This window comes from Draconibacterium sp. (assembly GCF_041583095.1).
Lineage (GTDB): Bacteria > Bacteroidota > Bacteroidia > Bacteroidales > Prolixibacteraceae > Draconibacterium.
Genome location: NZ_JBFHGM010000004.1, coordinates 1 through 18853, shown reverse-complemented (window position 1 = coordinate 18853; position 18853 = coordinate 1). Strand labels below are relative to the sequence as shown.

The following is an 18853-nucleotide window of genomic DNA, read 5'->3' as shown; positions in this document are numbered from 1 at the left end:
TGGTACAAAAATATTTTTCACATTTGTAGGAGAACCAATAAAAATCTTACAAAATGTTTATCGTTCACGTATTTGTTCATGTAAAAGAAGATTGTATTGAGGCGTTTAAAGCGGCCACCATCGAGAATGCAAAAAACAGTATTAACGAACCGGGAATTGCCCGTTTTGATTTTGTAGAACAACAAGACGACCCTACGCGTTTTGTATTAGTGGAGGTGTATCGCACGGCCGACGATCCGGCAAAACACAAGGAGACAGCGCACTATCAAAAGTGGCGCGATACCGTTGCCGACATGATGGCTGAGCCACGATCGGCACTGAAATTTTATAATGTACATCCCGACGAAGAAGGCTGGGATTAAGACAAAAAATATGGCAGTTAATTTTTCATTTGCAACGGCGGGGCAAATTATTTTTGGAAACCATTCGCTGGAGAAAGTTCCCGGCCTTGTTGCCGGTTTTGGGAAGAAGGTTGTTTTGGTAACCGGGCAAAATTCGTCGCGGGCCGAAGATTTGATGGCGAAATTCAGCCCGGGAACAGATACCATTATTTTTAAAGTGCCCGGCGAACCCACTACAGGTTTAATTGAGTCCGGTGTTCAGCTGGCGCGCCAACATGCAAGTGATGTAGTTGTGGGTTTTGGCGGAGGAAGTGTTATCGACAGTGCAAAAGCAATTGCGGCGATGGCAACCAACAAAGGCGAATTGTTTGATTACCTTGAAGTAATTGGGCGCGGAAAACCACTGATTGAGAAACCCTTGCCATGTATTGCCATTCCAACAACGGCCGGGACCGGTGCCGAGGTAACCAAAAATTCGGTGATAAAATCGCCCAAAAACAATGTAAAGGTAAGTTTGCGAAGCAATTACATGTACCCTGATATTGCGGTGGTTGATCCGGTATTAACGTGGTCGATGCCGCCGGCATTAACCGCCAGCACGGGCGTTGATGCCTTAACGCATTTGCTCGAAACCTTTGTGTCGAACCAAGCCAATCCTTTCGTTGATATGCTTTGCCGCGAGGGAATGACAAGAATCTCACGATCTTTACAAAAAGCATATATAGACGGTAGCGATAAAGAGGCGCGCGAAGATATGGCCATGGCCAGTCTTTTGGGAGGAATGGCACTGGCCAATGTAAAACTGGGTGCGGTGCATGGTTTTGCCGGGCCAATGGGAGGGATGTTTCCTATTCCGCACGGAGCCGTTTGTGCCTGCCTGATGTCGGCGGTAATTGAAGAGAATATTCAGGCTTTGCGGGAAAATAAACTCGATAGCTCGAAATTTGATGAGCTGGCAAAAATCCTTACCGGAAACGAAAAGGCCATGTCAAACGATGCAGCTATTTGGGCAGCGGAATTGGTAGCCGAGTTGCAAATTCCATCGTTATCGGAATTCGGATTGACAAAAGATGATTTTCCGGTACTGGTTGAAAAAGCAAAAGTTGCAAGCAGTATGAAAGGTAATCCCGTAGAACTGACAGATGAGCAGTTGTTTCGCATTTTGGAGCAGTCGTTATAAATGACAAGCCGTTATCAGAACAATTTTTGTAGAATAAAAGTTATCTTTGTACAATAAACAGAACGCAATGATTGGCAATTTTTTTCATACACCGGGAACAAAAAAGTTTAGTATAACCCCACGTTTTTGGGATCCCGACAAGGACGAAAGAGACGAGCGGGAACGCCGGATTAAGGAAGAGTTGGGGATTGTTGATGAAAAAAAAGACAGCAATCGTCCGTATCGTCCGAATATTAAAGGTCAGTTTCGAACGGGAGATGGCTGGGCCCGGTCATCCGAATCGGCCCGGAGAGCACAAAACCGCCGTCTGGTGTGGATTGTTATCGTGCTTGCCCTGGTACTTTATCTTTTCTTCTTTTCCGACTTTTTTGCCTAGAAAACGAACCTCGTAGTACAAATTTCTAAAGATTTAATCTTGAGCGATATTATTCAGTTATTACCCGATGCAGTAGCCAATCAGATTGCTGCCGGAGAAGTTATCCAGCGACCTGCATCGGTTGTAAAAGAGCTTGTGGAAAATGCTCTTGATGCGGGCGCAACTGAAATTACCATTAATATAAAAGACGCAGGAAAGACCCTTATTCAGATTTCAGATAACGGAAGCGGAATGTCGCCAACCGACGCAAGGATGGCTTTCGAGCGTCATGCTACTTCAAAGATACGTTCGGCCAACGATCTGTTTGCCATTCGCACTATGGGTTTCCGTGGTGAGGCGCTGGCATCGATTGCCGCTATTGCCGATGTGGAACTGCGTACCAAAAAAGCCGACGATGAGGTAGGTACTTTTATTCATATTATCGGTTCCGAAGTAAAAACACAGGAACCTGCAGGATGCAATAACGGCACCAATTTTATGATTAAAAACCTGTTTTTTAATGTGCCGGCACGTCGCAAATTTCTGAAAGCAAATTCAACCGAATTAAAACATATTATCTGGGAAATTCAACGGGTAGCACTGCCCAATCCCGACATTAAATTATCGTTGATTCATAACGGCTCACCTGTTTATGATCTGCCACCGGCCAACTATCGGAAACGGTTGGTTGATGTGTTTGGAAGATCCCTGAACCAAAGCCTGATTAATGTGGATGAAGATACCAGCATTGTAAAAGTGTTCGGTTACATCGGTCAGCCCAAATACGCCCGCAAAACATTGGGCGAGCAATTCTTTTTTGTGAACGGACGTTTTATGCGTCATCCGTATTTTCATAAGGCCATAACGCAGGCCTATGAAAAGTTGTTGCCACCCGATACGTATCCATCGTATTTTTTGTTTCTGGAGCTCGATCCGGAAGCGATCGACATCAATGTGCATCCAACAAAAACCGAGATAAAATTTGAAAACGAACGTGATATCTGGCCAATTATTCATGCGTCGATTCGCGAGTCGTTGGGCAAACACAATGTAGTGCCGTCAATCGATTTCGACCAAAGCGGAAGCATTGATATTCCTGTCCCGAAGAAGGATGGTGAGGGAGTGCGTTTCCCTGAGATTCAGATAAATCCCGATTACAATCCTTTTGACAACGAAAAGAAGTTTGCCGAGCGTGGTTACTCTCCGTTTGAGAATGATTCCACCGGGCAGGGACGAAACAATTCGCTCGGGGCAGGAAGAGAAAAGAAAAACCTGGATAACTGGGAAGATCTTTACCAGGGGGCACAACTGAAATTAAAACCCGAACCTGAATACCGGGAAAGTGCCATTCAGGCAGATGACCTTTATGCCAACGCTCCGGGGCAATTCAGCGGTAAAAAAGTTTTGCAGCTCAAGCAACGTTATGTGTTAACGCCGGTAAAATCAGGATTAATGGTTATCGACCAAAAGCGTGCACACGAACGCATCCTGTTCGAAAAATTTATGGAGGTGCTAAAAACGGATTCGGTGGCCAGCCAGCAACTGTTGTTTCCGCAAACCATCGAACTCAATCCTGCCGATTCGGCTCTGCTGAAATCGATTCTGGAAGACCTGTTGTCGTTGGGATTTGATATTCGGGAGTTTGGAAAAGACACATTTATAATAAATGGTACGCCGGGTGTTTTAGATATTTCATCGCCGGAGTTGATCCTTGAAAAATTGCTTGAAGAATACAAAACCTCGCCGGTTGATGCGCGTGCAAAAGCGAAAGAACAAATTGCGGCGTCGCTGGCAAAAGCATCGGCAATGGATTATGGCACCGACCTGAAACAGGAAGAGGTGGACCACCTGATTGATAATTTATTTGCCTGTGCAACACCCAATTTTTCGCCCGATGGGAAAAAGGTGTTGACCATTATTTCGACAGATGATATCGAAAAAAGTTTCTCAAAATGACAGATTGTCGTTAATTTGAGCACTTTAATTTTTGGCGTGGTCATTGTATCTTGCCTGATCATTAAAACAATAAGCAACTGAAGATCGTTGATTTGGGAAAGAAAGTTTGTTTCGGTCTTCCAACTTTATAATTATGAGATACCGTCCGATGTTAAATATGCCGCCGGTGGTAAAGAACCTGATTCTTGCCAACGTTGTGTTTTTCCTGATAACAATAGTGTTAAAACAAACCGGAACCGATTTGTATCCGATTTTGGGTTTGCACTTTCCGCTATCGGAAAAATTTAAGCTTCACCAGTTTTTTACCTATATGTTTATGCACAGCTCGCAAGGTATCGGGCATATTTTTTTCAATATGTTTGCCTTGTATATGTTTGGGCGCGTGCTCGAAGGTGTATGGGGGCCAAAGCGATTTCTTACCTTTTACCTGGTTACCGGAATTGGCGCAGCGGTGTTGCATATGGTGGTAACTTATTTCGAATACCAGTCGCTGATCGGTAAAATGTCTCCCGACCAGATTGCTTACGTAAAAGAGGTCGGTTACCAGATTTGGAGCGAAGGAAAAAACTTTACTGATCCGTTGGCCGGTAAGTTAAATGCTATTTTAAATACACCAACAGTTGGTGCATCGGGGGCAGTTTTCGGCATATTGTTAGGTTTTGGTATGTTGTTCCCGAATACCGAGTTGATGTTACTATTTCCGCCAATACCCATTAAAGCCAAGTATTTTGTAATTGGTTACGGTGCTTTGGAGTTATTCTTTGGTGTATCAGGAATTCAGGGAAGTGTAGCTCACTTTGCTCACCTGGGCGGAATGTTGTTTGGGTATTTTATGATTAAATACTGGAACAAGAACTCGAACCGTTTTTACTAAAATAAGCTGAAACAGTTGTGGATATTGCAGGCGACATAAAAAGAACATTTAAAGAAGGATCGGTTTTAACCCGGTTGATCTACATAAACATTGGTGTTTTTCTTTTGCTTAAGATCGTTGGTGTTTTCTTTTATTTAAGCGGGCATAGTGCCCCTTTGTATCAGTGGCTGGCGGTTCCTTCGGTAACCGAAGTGTTGGCGCAACGCCCGTGGACGGTAATAACCTACATGTTTTTGCACCAGGGATTTATTCATCTGCTGTTTAATATGCTTGGCCTGTATTGGTTTGGGCAGTTGTTTCTTTATCATTTTGAGGGAGACAAAATGTTGGGCGTTTATTTGATGGGAGGTCTTTGGGGCGCATTTTTATACATCATTGCTTACAACTTTATTCCTGTGTTTGATTCGGTTTATGGATTGTTGCTTGGGGCTTCCGCTTCAATATTTGCCATTTTGGTAGCCGTAGCTTTTTATGATCCCAACCGCGAGATACATCTTTTTTTTATTGGTCGTTTTCCGCTAAAATATGTAGCTGCTTTTTACGTTTTGTTATCCGTAATCGGTATTTCGTCAACAAATCCCGGTGGTAATATTGCGCATTTAGGCGGTGCCTTTTGGGGCTGGTTTTATATTTATCAATTACGAAAAGGAAAAGATATGGGAGCAGGATTGGTAAACCTTGTGAATAAAATAGGCGAGTTTTTCGAGGGGCTTTTTAAGCACAAAAGTAAAATGAAGGTTAGTTACCGAAAACCTCCGCGCGACGATTATGAGTACAACCGTCAGAAGCATCAACAGCAAGACGAGATTAACCGTATTTTGGATAAAATTGCCAAATCGGGTTACGAGAGTTTAAGCAAAAAAGAAAAGGAATTGCTTTTTAAACAGGGGAAGAAGTAGTTTCCAGTCTCAGTCTCTAGTCGCAGTTTTCAGTTTTCAGATTGAAAAGATTGATTGTTATTTCAGAAAAGCTCTACATTATCCTTTATCCTTAATCAATAATCCTTCATCCTTTCTTAGTCATCCTCCTGGTAAGTGTGTGCCTGGTAAATACTGGCATTTAGCTCAAATCCAATTAGTAAAATCAACGACATTACATACATCAGGAAAAGAATGGCCAGCAACGTTCCGATAGAGCCATAAAGCTTGTTGTACTGGCTAAAATTATTGAGGTAATACGACATGCCTGCAAAACCAACAATGCTTAGTACGGTTGCCAGTGTTCCTCCTGCAGAGATAAACCGCCATTTTGTTTTTTTCGCCGGCGCCATATAATAGAGAAATGAGAAGGCAAAAAAGAAGATCGTAATGGTTATGATCCATTTTCCCGCAATTAACAGATACACCAGAAACTTTTCTTGAATAATGTCAATCCGGTCGAGGTAATTAATCAACATCTGACCACCTGTTAACAATGCAATAGCAACAGTTAGTGCCAGGGTAAAAACTACCAGCATAAGTGCGGCTGCTATGTACTGGCTCCACCATTTCCTGCGGTTGATATTGTGCACGGTGGCATCAAAAGCGCTCATCATCGATACAAAACCATTGGTGGCAAAAATTAGTGCCATAACAAAGTTCAGCGACAATAAATCACCTCGGGGACGCATAACAATTTCGGTAATGGTTTCTTCTATTGTGGGCCAAACGCTTCCCGGCACTATCTCCTGGATAATTACAAAAAGTTCATCCTGAAATCCACTGAGTGGAATTAAGGTGAAAAGAAAAATTATACCTGGAAACAGGGCAATAAAAAAGGAAAAAGCGATGCCTGATGCACGGGTTGTTATCGATCCGTCGACTATACTTCTCCAGAAAAACAACAAAACATCGTACAAAGGAACGCCATCAAAAAGGGGTAGCGAAATACTTTTGGCGTGATCAACGGCTCTTTCGCTCAGCTTTTTAATTCGCTTAAAAGTGATTTTTTCCGATGCCATATCGGCTATTATTGTTGTTCAATTCGTAGTTGGTGAATGTATTGTTTGCCATCGTTTTGTTTCAGCAAAAAGTAAACCCTGAAATCGCCCTTTTCTGTTTTTAATTTCCCTATTACGTATTGCGCATTCTCTTTTCCACTGTCGTGAATAATGCTAAAAGCATTTTTTTCAAGCGGGGGAAATTTGTTGAAAAAGTTGGTTACAATTTGTTGGGCCTGGGCTTTGCTGTATACATTGTCGTTATCAAGTACTACCAGTTCTACGTTTTGGTTAAAATAAGAGGAAAGTACTTTTGCATCTCCGGTTGCCAAACCAACATTAATTTCGTTCGGAATCTTTTTATTCTGAGGGAAATGAGCAGCGCCTGCCAGCAAACTGCAAAATATCAGGATAACGGAAAATATATGTTTAAAATTCTTCATCATATTTAAATTCAGCATATGTGTTGCATAATAAGCAAAAACTATGCAAAAACACTTTTATACGCTAATTTTTACTGTAAATTTATAAAATTAAAAATCAATTGGGCGATTGTTGTAGAAACATAATTATATTTAATTCGCCTTCAGAGGATTATGTGCTGGTGTCATTTTGTCAATCCGAATGATTGAGGATTGTGAACAACCGACTGCCGAGGCATAAGTTCTGTGCATAAACGATTTTAGTAAAATGAAGATTACATTACTGGTTGTTGGTAAAACTGATGCGGCCTATATACGCGATGGAATAAATGAATATTTAAAACGCCTGAAACACTACATCAGTTTCGAGATTGAAGTTATTCCCGATATTAAAAAGGGAAAAAATACCAACCCGGAGATGCAGAAAAACAAAGAAGGCGAAATTATTCTTTCAAAACTGGCTCCGGGTAAAGAGTTACATTTATTTGATGAGAAAGGAAAAATGTTCTCGTCGGTGGAGTTTTCGCAGTTTTTAGAGAAGAAAATGGTTAGCGGACCAAAAGAACTGATACTTGTAGTGGGCGGCCCATATGGTTTCTCAGAAGAAGTGTATAAACAAGCCAGTTCAAAAATATCGCTTTCGCGGTTAACATTTTCGCATCAAATGGTGCGATTGTTGTGCGTAGAGCAAATATACAGAGCAATGACAATTTTAAAAGGCGAACCGTATCATCATGAATAACTAATGTTGGTTAAACTTAATAAATATACTTTCCTCATTTTAGCCATCGGTATTTTGGTTGTGGCTGCCATCTTCGAAAATGGTTTGTTACAGCGAAATCCTGAAACCAAACTTATCGACGATTTTCAGGCTCAGCTACTGGCAAACGAAGCAGAACTTCAAAATAAGCTGTTGGAAATTAAACAAGTGCTGATTGAAGACGAACTGGATGAGGGTATCAGCGAATTTTTTAGTCAGGATGAAACACTTATCCGTGAGACCGGATTTGCTGCAATGGTTTTTAAAGATAATGAGCTGTTCTTCTGGTCCGACCGTGGAATTACTTTCTACGACCGCCTGGAGGAACTGCCAAATACCAATGGACTGATAACATTGCCAAACGGCTATTACCTGGTTGATACAATGAATGTTGGTGAGTATACGGCAGCCGTTTTTCATTTAATAAAACGAAACTACACCTACGAAAACAAGTACCTGCAAAATAATTTCTTTAAAAATTACAGGCTGCCCAATGATTATATTATACGAACAGAAAAATTTAATCACGGCTACAATATTGTCGACCTAAATGGCGATTACCTTTTTACACTTTTGCCCTACGGAAATTATTTGTGTACCACCAATCAACTGTATTTCCCCGGAGCCATTTATTTTATCGGGCTTATTTTACTGCTGTTTTATTTCCGAAAAGAATTTGTAGACAACGATGCACCGTTATTCCTGAAACTGGTTTCGCTGGGAGTGGCGCTGTTTGTGGTGTATTGGATTCACCTCATTTTTCAGGTACCGAAGGTATTCTTCCATCTAAGATTTTTTAGCCCCGATTATTTTGCCATAAACGAGTGGTTGCCATCGCTGGGCGATTATTTTCTCCTGGCCTTATTTTTCCTGTTTTGGATTTACAATTTCGCGGTCGACCTGAATATTCGTGATTTACAGAGGAACTCAGTTTTACCCCGGAAAATAATCATAATCCTGCTTTTAATTTTTAATGCCAGCCTGTATTTATTGGTAGATAATTTGATAAAAGAACTCATCTATAATTCAACCGTTTCCTTTGCGCTGAACAAAATCATCGATATCTCGCCACAAAGTGTTTTGGGAATTTTTTCGATAAGTTTGTTGCTTTTGGGAGTTGTGTTTTTTACCATTAGACTAAACGAAAAAACACTGAAGAATTTTAAACTCTACCAACTGGTTCTGTTAACGCTGGCAATCAGTTTATTCTTTGCCGGAGTACAGTACATTGCCGTACAAAATGTTTCTATTTACGCGTTGTTGTTATTTATTATTTGTGTAATCCTCTCTTCGTTGATAACCCGACACTATCTGCAAACCTTTACCTTAAGTTATCTGATTATTTATGTGGCGGTGGTTTCGGTTTATTCCCTGGTGGTTATTAACCGAACCATTAGCAAAATGGATAAGGGACAGCAGAAACTACTGGCTGTAACATTGGTTGCAGAACGCGATCCGGCTGCCGAAGTTTTTATGACCGAGATACAAGAGCAGATTATAAAAGATCCGGCCATCCAAAGTTTATTGTTTCAGAACAAAGACGATGATGCCATTGAATACATCCGGCAATCGTATTTCAACACCTATTTCAGGAAGTACCTGTTAAATATTCTGGTATGTCGCGAGGAAAGTAATTTGATCATTCCTCCTGATGATTATGAGGTGTCGTGCCGGCCATACTTAAATGATAAAATAGATTCGGAAGGAATTCAAATCCCCGGTACGAACTTTTATTTTATGGATAATATGAACGGAAGGATTTCTTATACCGGTCGTTTTAATTATCCACTTGCAGATGGCGGAAGAGGAATAACAATCTACATAGATTTGGATTCTGATTTATTGTTCGAAGGCATTGGTTTCCCCGAGTTGCTGATCGATAAATCGATGACTCGTCCGGAAAAGTATCGTAAATTCAATTATGCAAAATATTATGCCGGAGAACTCGCCGATAAGTATGGCGATTACAACTACAACTACAACGGACATGTTTACCTGAAATCGGATGATGAATTTTCATTTCTTCGTCAGGGAAAATATGAGCACCTGGTTTATCGTACCAACCAGCAGAACTATGTGGTTGTTTCACGAGAGCTGCTAACACCTATCGATTACCTCATTTCATTTCCGTATTTATTTGTATTTTATTTTCTTACGCTGCTTGTTGTTTTAATGATCGTAAATCGGTCGATTCGGGGAAGAAAAGTGTTTTTCGATCTGAAATTTAAAATACAGGCGGCTATTATCTCTATCGTTTTTGTTTCGCTAATGGTTGTTGCCGGGGTTACGCTTTTCTACAATGTAAAAGAATACCGGCAGAAACATCAGGACGATTTGAATGAGAAGATGAAGTCGATTTCGGAAGAAATTGATATGCGCCTGACCGACAAACACGAGATTACACAGGAACAGGAAGAATGGCTGCGCGAAGAGCTGGCCAAACTTTCCAATATTTTCCGAACGGATATTAATATCTACGGCATCGACGGACGGCTTATCGCTTCTTCGCGTTTCGAGATTTTTGAGCGAGGACTGGTATCGTCGCGAATAAATGCCCGCGCCAATTACGAGGTGTATCAGAATTATTCCATCAGTTACTTCCAGCCCGAGAACATTGGCCGACTATCATACCTTTCGGCATACCGGCCAATTATCAATAATTTTGGCGATTATCTGGGGGTTATCAATTTGCCTTATTTTATCCGGCAGGATAACTACAGCCAGGAGATCTCCACCTTTATTGTGGCGTTTATTAACTTGTATGTACTGCTGTTTTTAGCCAGTATTATTGCGGCCGTTTTTATTGCCAACCAGATAACACGGCCACTGGTTGTTATTCAGGAGAACCTGCAAAAAATGCAGTTGGGTAAACGAAACGAGCCCATTCAGTACAACCGGAAAGATGAAATTGGAAGCCTGGTTCGTGAATATAATAAAAAAGTTGATGAACTGGCGGTAAGTGCCGATTTGCTGGCACGTTCAGAAAGGGAATCGGCATGGCGCGAAATGGCCAAACAAATTGCGCACGAGATTAAAAATCCGCTAACCCCGATGAAGCTGAACATCCAATATTTGCAGCGTGCCAAAGGGAAAAACGAAGAGTACAATGAGTTTGTTGACCGGGTGACCTCAACACTTATCGAGCAAATCGATAACCTCTCGAATATTGCTACCGAGTTCTCGAACTTTGCGAAAATTCCAACAGCCCGCAACCAGGTATTTTGTTTGGCCGAGCAGTTGAAAAAGTCGATCGACCTGTATGAAACGCACAGTGAGATAGACATTAAATTTGACTCGAACGGCTACGAAAACATTGAAGTAAATGCCGACAGGGAACAATTGTCGCGGGCCATTATTAACCTGATTCGTAATGCTATCCAGGCTATTCCTGAGGGCAGGAAGGGCGAAATTAAAATGAGGCTCGACCGACGTCAGCACATGGCGGTGATTTCTTTACAAGACAATGGTTCCGGTATTGATGCCGAGTTGCGCGATAAGTTGTTTAGTCCGAGTTTTACCACCAAAACCAGTGGAATGGGATTGGGGCTTTCGATTGTAAAGAATATTGTTGAAAATTTCGCCGGCAAGATCTGGTTCGAAACCGAAATGGGGAAAGGCACAACCTTCTATCTTGAAATTCCTGTGTACTCAGAAACTACCAAAAACTAAAAACACGAAAAACATGGTTTCATTATCATTTAAAGAAATAACTGAACGACTCAGAATAATAGAATTTCCCAATATAGATGTGGTAATTGGCATAGGTACAGGCGGCGTTCCCGCTGCAACAATGGTAGCTTATCATCTTGATGCCGAGTTGCTGGTGATGACACTGAATTACCGCGATGAAGAAAATAATCCGCGTTACAACAAGCCCAAATTACTTGAAAAAGCAAACTGGGATTTGGAGGGGAAGCGCATTTTATTGGTCGATGATGTATCGGTGTCGGGAAAAACCATGGAGGCGGCATTGGAGCAGCTTAAAGGTTTAAATGTAAAGACCTGTGCCATGAAAGGGAGAGCCAATTATGTGCTGTTCCCCGAAATTAAAGATTGTGTAAAGTGGCCCTGGAAACCCTAATTTATTTGAAATAAGAATTGGAAATGAAGTACTCAAAATATTTGATATTGTGTTGTATGGTGTGGTTGGTTGCGTGTACAACCCCATCATCAAAAGAAGATTACCTCGACCAGTTTGAACGTTTTGTTGAGCGGGTGGATAATAATCATAATAAATATGGTAAGAAAGACTGGGAGTGGGCCGATGAGAAATTCGAAAAGTACAACTCTGAATGGTACCTCGAATATCGCGATGACTTTACGGTTGAAGATCAGATAAAAATTAAAGGGCTGATTATTAAATACCACGCGCTAAAAAACAAAGAGAGTATTGGCGATATGCTTCGCGACCTGTTTAAAGACGATGTGAATAAAATTGGCGATAAGATTGAGAAATACATTGATGAGGATTTCGATGAAGATCTTGACAAGATAATTGATGGTGCCACTGAAATTGGCGATTCGGCCGTTAAAGTTTTGGAGGATGTAGTTAAACAACTAGATGAGTCATTTTAGCAATCGGAAGTTGCTGTTTTATTCTACGTAGCGGTCTATTAAATTTTTTGGAACCGATAAAAACAGCGAAATGCTGGCGTAAGGTGCACCTGATACTTTTGATTTTATAAGGTAATCAGTGTCGGGTTTTAGCAAGGTACTTCCAATTTTAAAGTTCGATTCGGTAACATTAAAATTGATATTGTTCGAGTAGCCAAACTTTGTCTCAATACCTACCCATTTGTTTATTCGTGCGATAATGCCTACCGTTGCGTCGATGGTAGATTGCCGCAACTGAATACTTTCCAGTTCGTTTAGTACCGTATTATCTACACGTACGGTGTAACTGGTTCCCGAAATCTCGGCATCGCAAACCAAATAAAAGCTTTTGTTAAGCTGTTTCCATGCTTTAAAGCCCTGCGGTAGAATCAAGTCTAGCCCAATTCCATTGGGAAATCGTTTGCAGTAGTTAATAACCGGGTAAATTGCCGGGTCGCCAAAAGTATAACCGAAATAGGCGCCAAAAGCATAGTAGGTATTTTTGTCTTTCCGGGTTGCATAACCAATTGCGAGCGATGATTTTAGCAAGTCGCCAAATGAAAAATACTTATGGTCGTGTATATGAAAATCGCCCGCCAAACTCCAGCTGGTTTGCATCACTATCGAATGGTTGTCGCGCAAATGAAACAGTCCTTTCATATCAAGACCTAAACGCCTTAAGTTGCGGTCGTTTAAACCAACATACATAGGGTAGTCGCCAGGTTTAATGTCTTCAAAGTAAAACTGCTCGTTTACATAGCGAAATCCGCCGGTTAGCTTTACACGTTGTTTATTCAGAATAGGAAATTTAAACCGTGCCGTTACCGTTCTGTTTCCGGTAATTTCGGCCGATCCGTTTCCAATTTCGGGTATTTCTGATGTAGATGAAATATTGTACTGAAAAGGGCCTTCCATTTTTAGGTACAGAAAACGGGTAGGCAAATTGCTTTCAAAATAGGGTGTCCAGTCTTCGCGCGAAAGTGTATCCTGCGCAAATCCTGCCACCGACATAAAACTGAGTATGAATGCTAAAAAATATTTCACAAGCCTATTAACGTAAAATTGATACAATTATTTTCTTAAAACGGTGGCTCCCAGGTTTTTTTTACCATTGTTCTGTACCACCTGCCAACCGCGCTTTTCCAACTCTTTCGCGATGTTTCGGTTTATAAATCCATGTGTTACTAGTATTACCTGTTTGTTTTGTTCTGCCTTTCGTTCAATAAATGAACAAACATCGTCAACACGTTCACGGGCTTCCTGAAACGATTCTGTTCCCGGTTTTTCAAGCCCCATTAACCACATTGTTCTCGATATGGAAGTCCATGCTTTAAAAGGCAAATATAAGGGCAGCCAAACCATGTGCATTTCAAATTCGTTAAGTTCCTGCAAGGAGACAATTGTTGCCGAATCGCCAAACAATTTTAGCCCGGTGGCGACTGAACGTGGCAGGCCACTAACATAAACAGTGTCGGTAACTCGTTGCGGAACTTTGTTTAATACGGTATCCGGATCGAACTGACTGATCGGGGCCGTGTCGTAAGCATCGCGCATTTTCGAAGCTTTTTTTGCACCCATCCAGCCATATCGTTCCAGTTTTACTGAAGCATGCCGAATCAAAATCACTTCTTGTGCCAACGATTGTTGCACACATAAAAGGATTACCAGAACGATTATGAATTGAGTAAGTGTCTTCAAAATAAAAAGCTAAAGTTAAATTGAACCAACGTTTCTTCATGGCTTTTGTTTAGGGTGGCCGTTACAATGGCCATTTTAAATGGCGACAACCAGATTCCTCCGCCATAACCGTTGTGCCATTTTGATGATTCTTCGCCATCAAACCAAACGCGGCCAACATCGTCGAATAAAAGTACACCCAGTTCGCCGGTAAGCAGGTAGTTTTTAAAATCGATGACTTTAAAACGCAGCTCAGAGTTAAAATAGGCGCTTGCATCGCCGTAAAACCGGGTTTTTCGGTATCCGCGAAGATTTGTTTTACCATCTAAAATTGCGGCGTCGTGAAAAAAGTAATCACCAAATATTTTTTCGCCACCAACCCGGAACGCAAAAACAGTGCGCGGATATTTAGTAAAACTCAGTAAGGTAGCAGCCGACCCGCTAATCTTGGTGAAATCGGGCTCTTCTCCCCTTAAATTCAGATAGTGATTGACCGATGCATCTACAACAAAACCACGTGTTGGTCTGAAATCTTTGTTCAGGTTTTGATAACCATAATAACCGCCCAAAACAGCATAATGTATCTGGGCCAGATTTTCAGGAGAAAGACCATTTGCATCAAAGTCGGTAATAAATTTATATTCCTCTTCTTTGGTGTCGTTTAGTTGCCACTGTGCCGTTAGTCCTAATTTGTGCTCGTTTATCGGGTGGTCTTTATGTTCTTCATCTTCGTTGTAACGCGCCCAAACCGACTCGCCAAATCGTTTCTGAACAGCGAACTGAGCAACCATTCTGCGCTGTTTTACTTTATAATAATCCTCGTCGTAGCCGCTGTTTGTGTATGTAGAGTTGTTTCCGAAGCCGAAAAAATTAGTGGTGTAATTTTCGGTACTTGCATCCACTCCAAAAATAGCATCCAAACCATTGTTTGTCGACAATGACTCGTATTGTGCATTCAAATTCAAAGATGTATTTGCAATGGAATACTCGCCCAGTAACGAAGTTTTGGTATCGCGCCTGAATCGCTGCTTATACCACGACCGCCCATAGCCAATATAAACACCATCGTCGGCATTGTAACCTCCACTCGCCAGCGGCATTCCTACATCACGTTTAAAATATTTTCTATCGTATTCGTGTATAATTTTGTTGTTGGTGAGTTTGGCATTCGTTCTGCCGTTTCCTTCAATTTCGGTACTTTTTAGCAGGTCGTAAACCAGCGTTTTCGTTTTAATGCCGCTTACTTTCGAATCGTTAACCACCACATCTTTATCCTGCCCTCCAACAATCCTTATGACAGGACCTTTATTTACTTCTCCACTGATTTCAAAATGATCCTCGTCATCGAGCCCGTAACAAACCACCTCGTGTGTTTCGTCAGTTTTAATGGTACGCTGATAAATGAGTTTCCCTTTGCTGTCGTCTTTTTTTATGTGGTAAACACTTATTTCGGTTTCGTCGTCGTTTTTTCGTTTGATCTCAAAAAGATCTTTACGATCCGTTCCGGGAATATTTATTCGTTTGGCCAGGTAGAGATACAACTCGCGGGCCATCTCTTCCATGTATTTTTTTCGTTCGAGCAGAATTTTTGCCGTAGAATCGGCTACCATTGGCTGTACTTCTTTTGGGAAAGTAGCCATCGCTTCATTAATTGCTTCTGGCGTCATTCTGTTCATCAGTTCGGTGTTGGCTTTTTGCCAGTCTTCCCATTCCATCTGGTTCAGAAAAGTCCGGTCGAAATAACGGGCGTTAAATCCCAGTCCGATCACATTTTTTGTGCGTGGCTGAAAGTTCTGCAGCTTTGGCAAAATAAAGGGTAGCGATGCAAATCCGGGTAAAATTCCCTGGTTTACAAAAAACGTTTGATCACGATCGCGCGGAATGGGTTGATAGATGGTTTTACTGCCTTCTTCAAACGAAGCCCAGCGCCACTGGTCGTCGTGGCGGTCCCAGTCGTTAATAAAAATATCGAGCAGCCGGGCGCGCAAAACGGCCTGTTGATCCACCTGGTGATCTTCACTTTCTATAATTTTTTCAAGCACATTGTCGGTACCAACGATGTCTTCCGAGTAGCCAAAACTTTTAAGGTCGCTTCTGTCGTTTGCCGGTCGTTCTTCAAACAAAAACAAGCCGCTTTTCATGTCTTCTTTGTATTGTTTAAGTAGCGGATCCTGCGGCACATAAACCACCTCGGGATTGGTGTGGAAAACGCCTGCATGTTCAGCTAAAACCGCTGCCGGCATTGCCGAGTAGGGATTTGATGCAGAGATTTGATCCTGAACAATATCTTTGGCAAAAGTTGTTTTCATTTCGTAAGGGAGTGCACCTTCTGCAAATTTTTCCAGCGAACGCAGTACATATTGATGGCCTTCATCCGTTTCCATACGAAGCGATTTGGTTTGCTGACCACCTCCACGTTTTAACACGGTAAGTCCGCCTTTTTCTTTGCTGATATCAAAAACACGGGCTTCAACGGGGGTTTCCCATACCTGGCGGTAGTTGGTACCCATCCATTTCTCGTAAATTTTTGTAGCCTGATATTGCAGGCTGGCGTAAGTAGTGTGTGTGGAGTCTTTAAAAAGTTCCTGTCGTTTTGCCGTGAGATCTTCCTCTTTTTCTGTTGTCAGAGTGTACAATAAGCGGCTAAAAACCGGTGTTTGTGTACCATTTTCAAGCGTAAAAAAGTTAAGTGTAACATCGCCGTTTTCTTGAATATCGATGCGTGAGATGCCGGCGCTGCTGCTTGCAAAATCTGCTTTGTTACTGTTAACGTACGATTGTTTAACAATCGAACCGCTGATTACCTGGTGGATGTTGTCGGTTTTAATATACTGCAGACTGTTTTCGAGCGCCGATGCATAAATTACATTCGGGAATTCGTGAAAAACAGCTTGCATTTGCTGGCGCAGGTTTCTGTAATCAGGGTGAACCAGGTCGTTTCTGCCACCCAGCGTATTTTTGTAAATAGCATATGGAAATCCCAAAATGCTTGCGGCGGTTGAAAAATTGCCTCCGTGTGGGCCAACTGATTCTATCGGGTGAAATCCGGCAACAATAACCGTTTTATTTTTATTTCTGCGCAGCGCATCCTGTAACCAGATAAAAACATCTTCATCCTCTTCAATCCCGCATTTCCCATAGCGCGTGTCGAGTGCCGTAAGCCACCAGTAGGTATCGATAAGAATAACGGTTAGCTGATCAGTTAGCTCCACTTCGGTTGGGCCGGGGCAGCCCCAGTCGTTGGTGTATACTTCGTTATCCGGAAAATGATTGTGTATGGCTTTGCTAACCCTTTGAGTCTGCTTTTTTCCGCTGTACCATTCCTTAATTCCGTTCGCAAAAAGTAAGGGTGTGTTTTTATTTTTTATTTGCGGGTAAAAGCTGAATTCCATTTCATCGTCTTGGATACTGTAATCGGAGTAATTTCCGAGGTATACAAAAGCATGTGGCTGTGGAACGTTAGTTAATTCATCAATGAAATCATCAGGATTGGCAGCTTCGCCGGGAGACGTATTTCCTGCCAGAAGTACGCTGTAACTTATATTGTTTTGTGCAAATGCAGGAGAATAACAGCCTGCAATAAATGCAAAAAAAACGATGCTAATTTTAATCAGGTCTTTTTTCATCAGAACAAAGTTGTTAATGCTTTGCAGTAAGCAGCTCAGAGGATAGTTGCAAAATCCGACAAAAATCCCGGCTAAGAAAAAGTTTAAAAAATAAAAGTTCCGTGTATATTGTTTACGTTGATTCAAAAGTAGTTATTTTTAACTTCAGTAAAATTAGATAGGAGCTATACTTTGTGAAGTGGCCGTTTCCGGATATTCAGAAATTACTAAAATTGATAGCTGATGAAAATTGTTGAAGAGGTTAAGGAATTTGCTACCCGATATTACGAAGACAAAGTTTCGGCTTTGTTGAACTACCATTCTATTGAACATACCCGTCTGGTTGCTAAAGTGTCGGAAACTATTGCCGGGGCTGAGGGCTTGAGCGAAAGAGAAAAGGATATTGTGGTGGTTGCCGCCTGGTTTCACGATATTGGTCATGCGGTTTCATTAAAAGACCACGAGGAAGAAAGCTGTAAAATTGCCCGACAATTTCTTGCCGAAAAAGGCATGGATGAAGCTTTTATTGATGAAGTGGAAAAGTGCATTAGGGCAACAAAAATGGGAGCACCTAAAAATTCATTACTCGAAGAAATAATTGGCGACGCTGATCATGCACACGCAGGAATGGATAATTTCATGGAAATCTCGAATTTGCTGCGGAAAGAGATGTGCAATTTTGTTGAACGAAAATGCTCGAAACTGGAATACTGGAAACAAACGCTGGATTTTATTCTGGGTATAAAATTTCATACCGACTACGCCAAAAATACCTTCGAGCCGGTTAGGTTAAAAAATATCAGGAAAGTGGAAAAACGCATCCAAAAGTTGGCAGTCGACAAAACTCCCGATTTGCCACAACACACCCAAAAAAGTACGGCACGCGGTATCGAAACCATGTTCCGGCTTACGGCTCGCAATCAAATTAATTTGAGTTCGATTGCCGATAATAAAGCCAATATAATGCTTACGATTAATGCGGTTTTGGTATCGGTGCTGATGAGTACAAGCGCACTGACTTTACGTACCAGCGAACATAATTTCCTTATTCCGGGAATTATTCTCATTGTGGGCTGTTTAATATCCTTGGTATTTGCCATTCTTTCGGTAATACCAAAGTACGGGTCGGGACAATACAGCGATGAAGACCTGAAAAAGCGGAAACTGAACCT

16 protein-coding genes are annotated in these 18853 nt (G+C 41.6%); 11 read left to right on the top strand and 5 right to left on the bottom strand.

Annotated elements, in window-relative coordinates:
• The first annotated feature begins 53 nt into the window (after positions 1-53).
• From ABZB17_RS00610 to ABZB17_RS00585, 6 genes are all read left to right on the top strand, one after another.
• On the top strand, positions 54-362 hold the full coding sequence (locus ABZB17_RS00610) for a putative quinol monooxygenase (RefSeq protein ID WP_163325718.1): 309 nt from the start codon (positions 54-56) through the stop codon (positions 360-362).
• 10 nt (positions 363-372) lie between these two features.
• Positions 373-1521, top strand: coding sequence for an iron-containing alcohol dehydrogenase (locus ABZB17_RS00605; RefSeq protein ID WP_372647364.1), 1149 nt, complete (start codon positions 373-375; stop codon positions 1519-1521).
• A 67-nt stretch (positions 1522-1588) separates the two neighbouring features.
• Positions 1589-1897 (top strand): hypothetical protein, encoded by a 309-nt coding sequence (locus ABZB17_RS00600; protein WP_052671023.1) that lies wholly within the window; start codon positions 1589-1591, stop codon positions 1895-1897.
• Between the two features lie 39 nt (positions 1898-1936).
• A complete protein-coding gene (gene mutL / locus ABZB17_RS00595; RefSeq protein ID WP_372647363.1) occupies positions 1937-3832 on the top strand; it encodes a DNA mismatch repair endonuclease MutL in 1896 nt (631 codons plus the stop codon).
• 133 nt (positions 3833-3965) lie between these two features.
• Positions 3966-4706, top strand: a complete 741-nt coding sequence (locus tag ABZB17_RS00590) for a rhomboid family intramembrane serine protease (protein ID WP_372647362.1) — start codon at positions 3966-3968, stop codon at positions 4704-4706.
• A 17-nt stretch (positions 4707-4723) separates the two neighbouring features.
• Complete coding sequence (locus tag ABZB17_RS00585; protein ID WP_372647361.1) at positions 4724-5605, top strand: rhomboid family intramembrane serine protease; 882 nt, start codon at positions 4724-4726, stop codon at positions 5603-5605.
• A gap of 116 nt (positions 5606-5721) precedes the next feature.
• Here ABZB17_RS00585 and ABZB17_RS00580 read toward each other — a convergent pair whose 3' ends face one another.
• Complete coding sequence (locus ABZB17_RS00580; RefSeq protein ID WP_045031765.1) at positions 5722-6645, bottom strand: YihY/virulence factor BrkB family protein; 924 nt, start codon at positions 6643-6645, stop codon at positions 5722-5724.
• Positions 6646-6653: 8 nt separating this feature from the next.
• Positions 6654-7067 (bottom strand): DUF4783 domain-containing protein, encoded by a 414-nt coding sequence (locus tag ABZB17_RS00575; RefSeq protein WP_372647360.1) that lies wholly within the window; start codon positions 7065-7067, stop codon positions 6654-6656.
• Positions 7068-7314: 247 nt separating this feature from the next.
• Between ABZB17_RS00575 and rlmH the strand changes: the two genes are divergently transcribed.
• The 4 genes from rlmH to ABZB17_RS00555 are packed head-to-tail and all read left to right on the top strand — an operon-like array spanning position 7315 to position 12381.
• Positions 7315-7788: a 23S rRNA (pseudouridine(1915)-N(3))-methyltransferase RlmH gene (rlmH, locus tag ABZB17_RS00570; RefSeq protein ID WP_372647359.1), complete on the top strand. Its 474-nt coding sequence runs from the start codon at positions 7315-7317 to the stop codon at positions 7786-7788.
• A 3-nt stretch (positions 7789-7791) separates the two neighbouring features.
• The gene (locus ABZB17_RS00565; protein WP_372647358.1) at positions 7792-11475 is read left to right on the top strand and encodes an ATP-binding protein; all 3684 of its coding nucleotides are present in this window, start codon (positions 7792-7794) and stop codon (positions 11473-11475) included.
• A 13-nt stretch (positions 11476-11488) separates the two neighbouring features.
• The gene (locus ABZB17_RS00560) at positions 11489-11887 is read left to right on the top strand and encodes a phosphoribosyltransferase (protein ID WP_303920965.1); all 399 of its coding nucleotides are present in this window, start codon (positions 11489-11491) and stop codon (positions 11885-11887) included.
• Between the two features lie 23 nt (positions 11888-11910).
• Complete coding sequence (locus tag ABZB17_RS00555; protein ID WP_372647357.1) at positions 11911-12381, top strand: DUF6565 domain-containing protein; 471 nt, start codon at positions 11911-11913, stop codon at positions 12379-12381.
• An 18-nt stretch (positions 12382-12399) separates the two neighbouring features.
• Here the strand turns inward: ABZB17_RS00555 and ABZB17_RS00550 are convergent, their stop codons facing one another.
• Genes ABZB17_RS00550 through ABZB17_RS00540 form a run of 3 tightly spaced genes read right to left on the bottom strand, consistent with a single transcriptional unit; the run spans position 12400 to position 17702 of the window.
• The gene (locus ABZB17_RS00550; protein ID WP_372647356.1) at positions 12400-13410 is read right to left on the bottom strand and encodes a hypothetical protein; all 1011 of its coding nucleotides are present in this window, start codon (positions 13408-13410) and stop codon (positions 12400-12402) included.
• A 60-nt stretch (positions 13411-13470) separates the two neighbouring features.
• Positions 13471-14097 carry a phosphoglycerate mutase family protein gene (locus ABZB17_RS00545; protein ID WP_372647355.1) on the bottom strand — a complete coding sequence of 209 codons (627 nt, stop codon included), beginning with the start codon at positions 14095-14097 and terminating at the stop codon, positions 13471-13473.
• Positions 14094-17702, bottom strand: coding sequence for a BamA/TamA family outer membrane protein (locus ABZB17_RS00540; protein WP_372647354.1), 3609 nt, complete (start codon positions 17700-17702; stop codon positions 14094-14096). Before ABZB17_RS00540 ends, ABZB17_RS00545 begins: the two co-directional genes overlap by 4 nt.
• Positions 17703-17924: 222 nt before the next feature.
• Between ABZB17_RS00540 and ABZB17_RS00535 the strand changes: the two genes are divergently transcribed.
• Positions 17925-18853: HD domain-containing protein (locus tag ABZB17_RS00535; protein WP_372647353.1), on the top strand; the 929-nt coding region annotated here is incomplete at its 3' end.

What these genes read in the sequence shown, in the direction of transcription:
- ABZB17_RS00610 (WP_163325718.1), top strand. Translation starts at nt 54, where the DNA reads ATGTTTATCGTTCACGTATTTGTTCATGTAAAAGAAGATTGTATTGAG.
- ABZB17_RS00605 (WP_372647364.1), top strand. Translation starts at nt 373, where the DNA reads ATGGCAGTTAATTTTTCATTTGCAACGGCGGGGCAAATTATTTTTGGA.
- ABZB17_RS00600 (WP_052671023.1), top strand. Translation starts at nt 1,589, where the DNA reads ATGATTGGCAATTTTTTTCATACACCGGGAACAAAAAAGTTTAGTATA.
- ABZB17_RS00590 (WP_372647362.1), top strand. Translation starts at nt 3,966, where the DNA reads ATGAGATACCGTCCGATGTTAAATATGCCGCCGGTGGTAAAGAACCTG.
- ABZB17_RS00580 (WP_045031765.1), bottom strand. Translation starts at nt 6,645, where the DNA reads ATGGCATCGGAAAAAATCACTTTTAAGCGAATTAAAAAGCTGAGCGAA.
- ABZB17_RS00575 (WP_372647360.1), bottom strand. Translation starts at nt 7,067, where the DNA reads ATGAAGAATTTTAAACATATATTTTCCGTTATCCTGATATTTTGCAGT.
- rlmH (WP_372647359.1), top strand. Translation starts at nt 7,315, where the DNA reads ATGAAGATTACATTACTGGTTGTTGGTAAAACTGATGCGGCCTATATA.
- ABZB17_RS00565 (WP_372647358.1), top strand. Translation starts at nt 7,792, where the DNA reads ATGTTGGTTAAACTTAATAAATATACTTTCCTCATTTTAGCCATCGGT.
- ABZB17_RS00560 (WP_303920965.1), top strand. Translation starts at nt 11,489, where the DNA reads ATGGTTTCATTATCATTTAAAGAAATAACTGAACGACTCAGAATAATA.
- ABZB17_RS00555 (WP_372647357.1), top strand. Translation starts at nt 11,911, where the DNA reads ATGAAGTACTCAAAATATTTGATATTGTGTTGTATGGTGTGGTTGGTT.
- ABZB17_RS00550 (WP_372647356.1), bottom strand. Translation starts at nt 13,410, where the DNA reads ATGTCGGTGGCAGGATTTGCGCAGGATACACTTTCGCGCGAAGACTGG.
- ABZB17_RS00540 (WP_372647354.1), bottom strand. Translation starts at nt 17,702, where the DNA reads ATGAAAAAAGACCTGATTAAAATTAGCATCGTTTTTTTTGCATTTATT.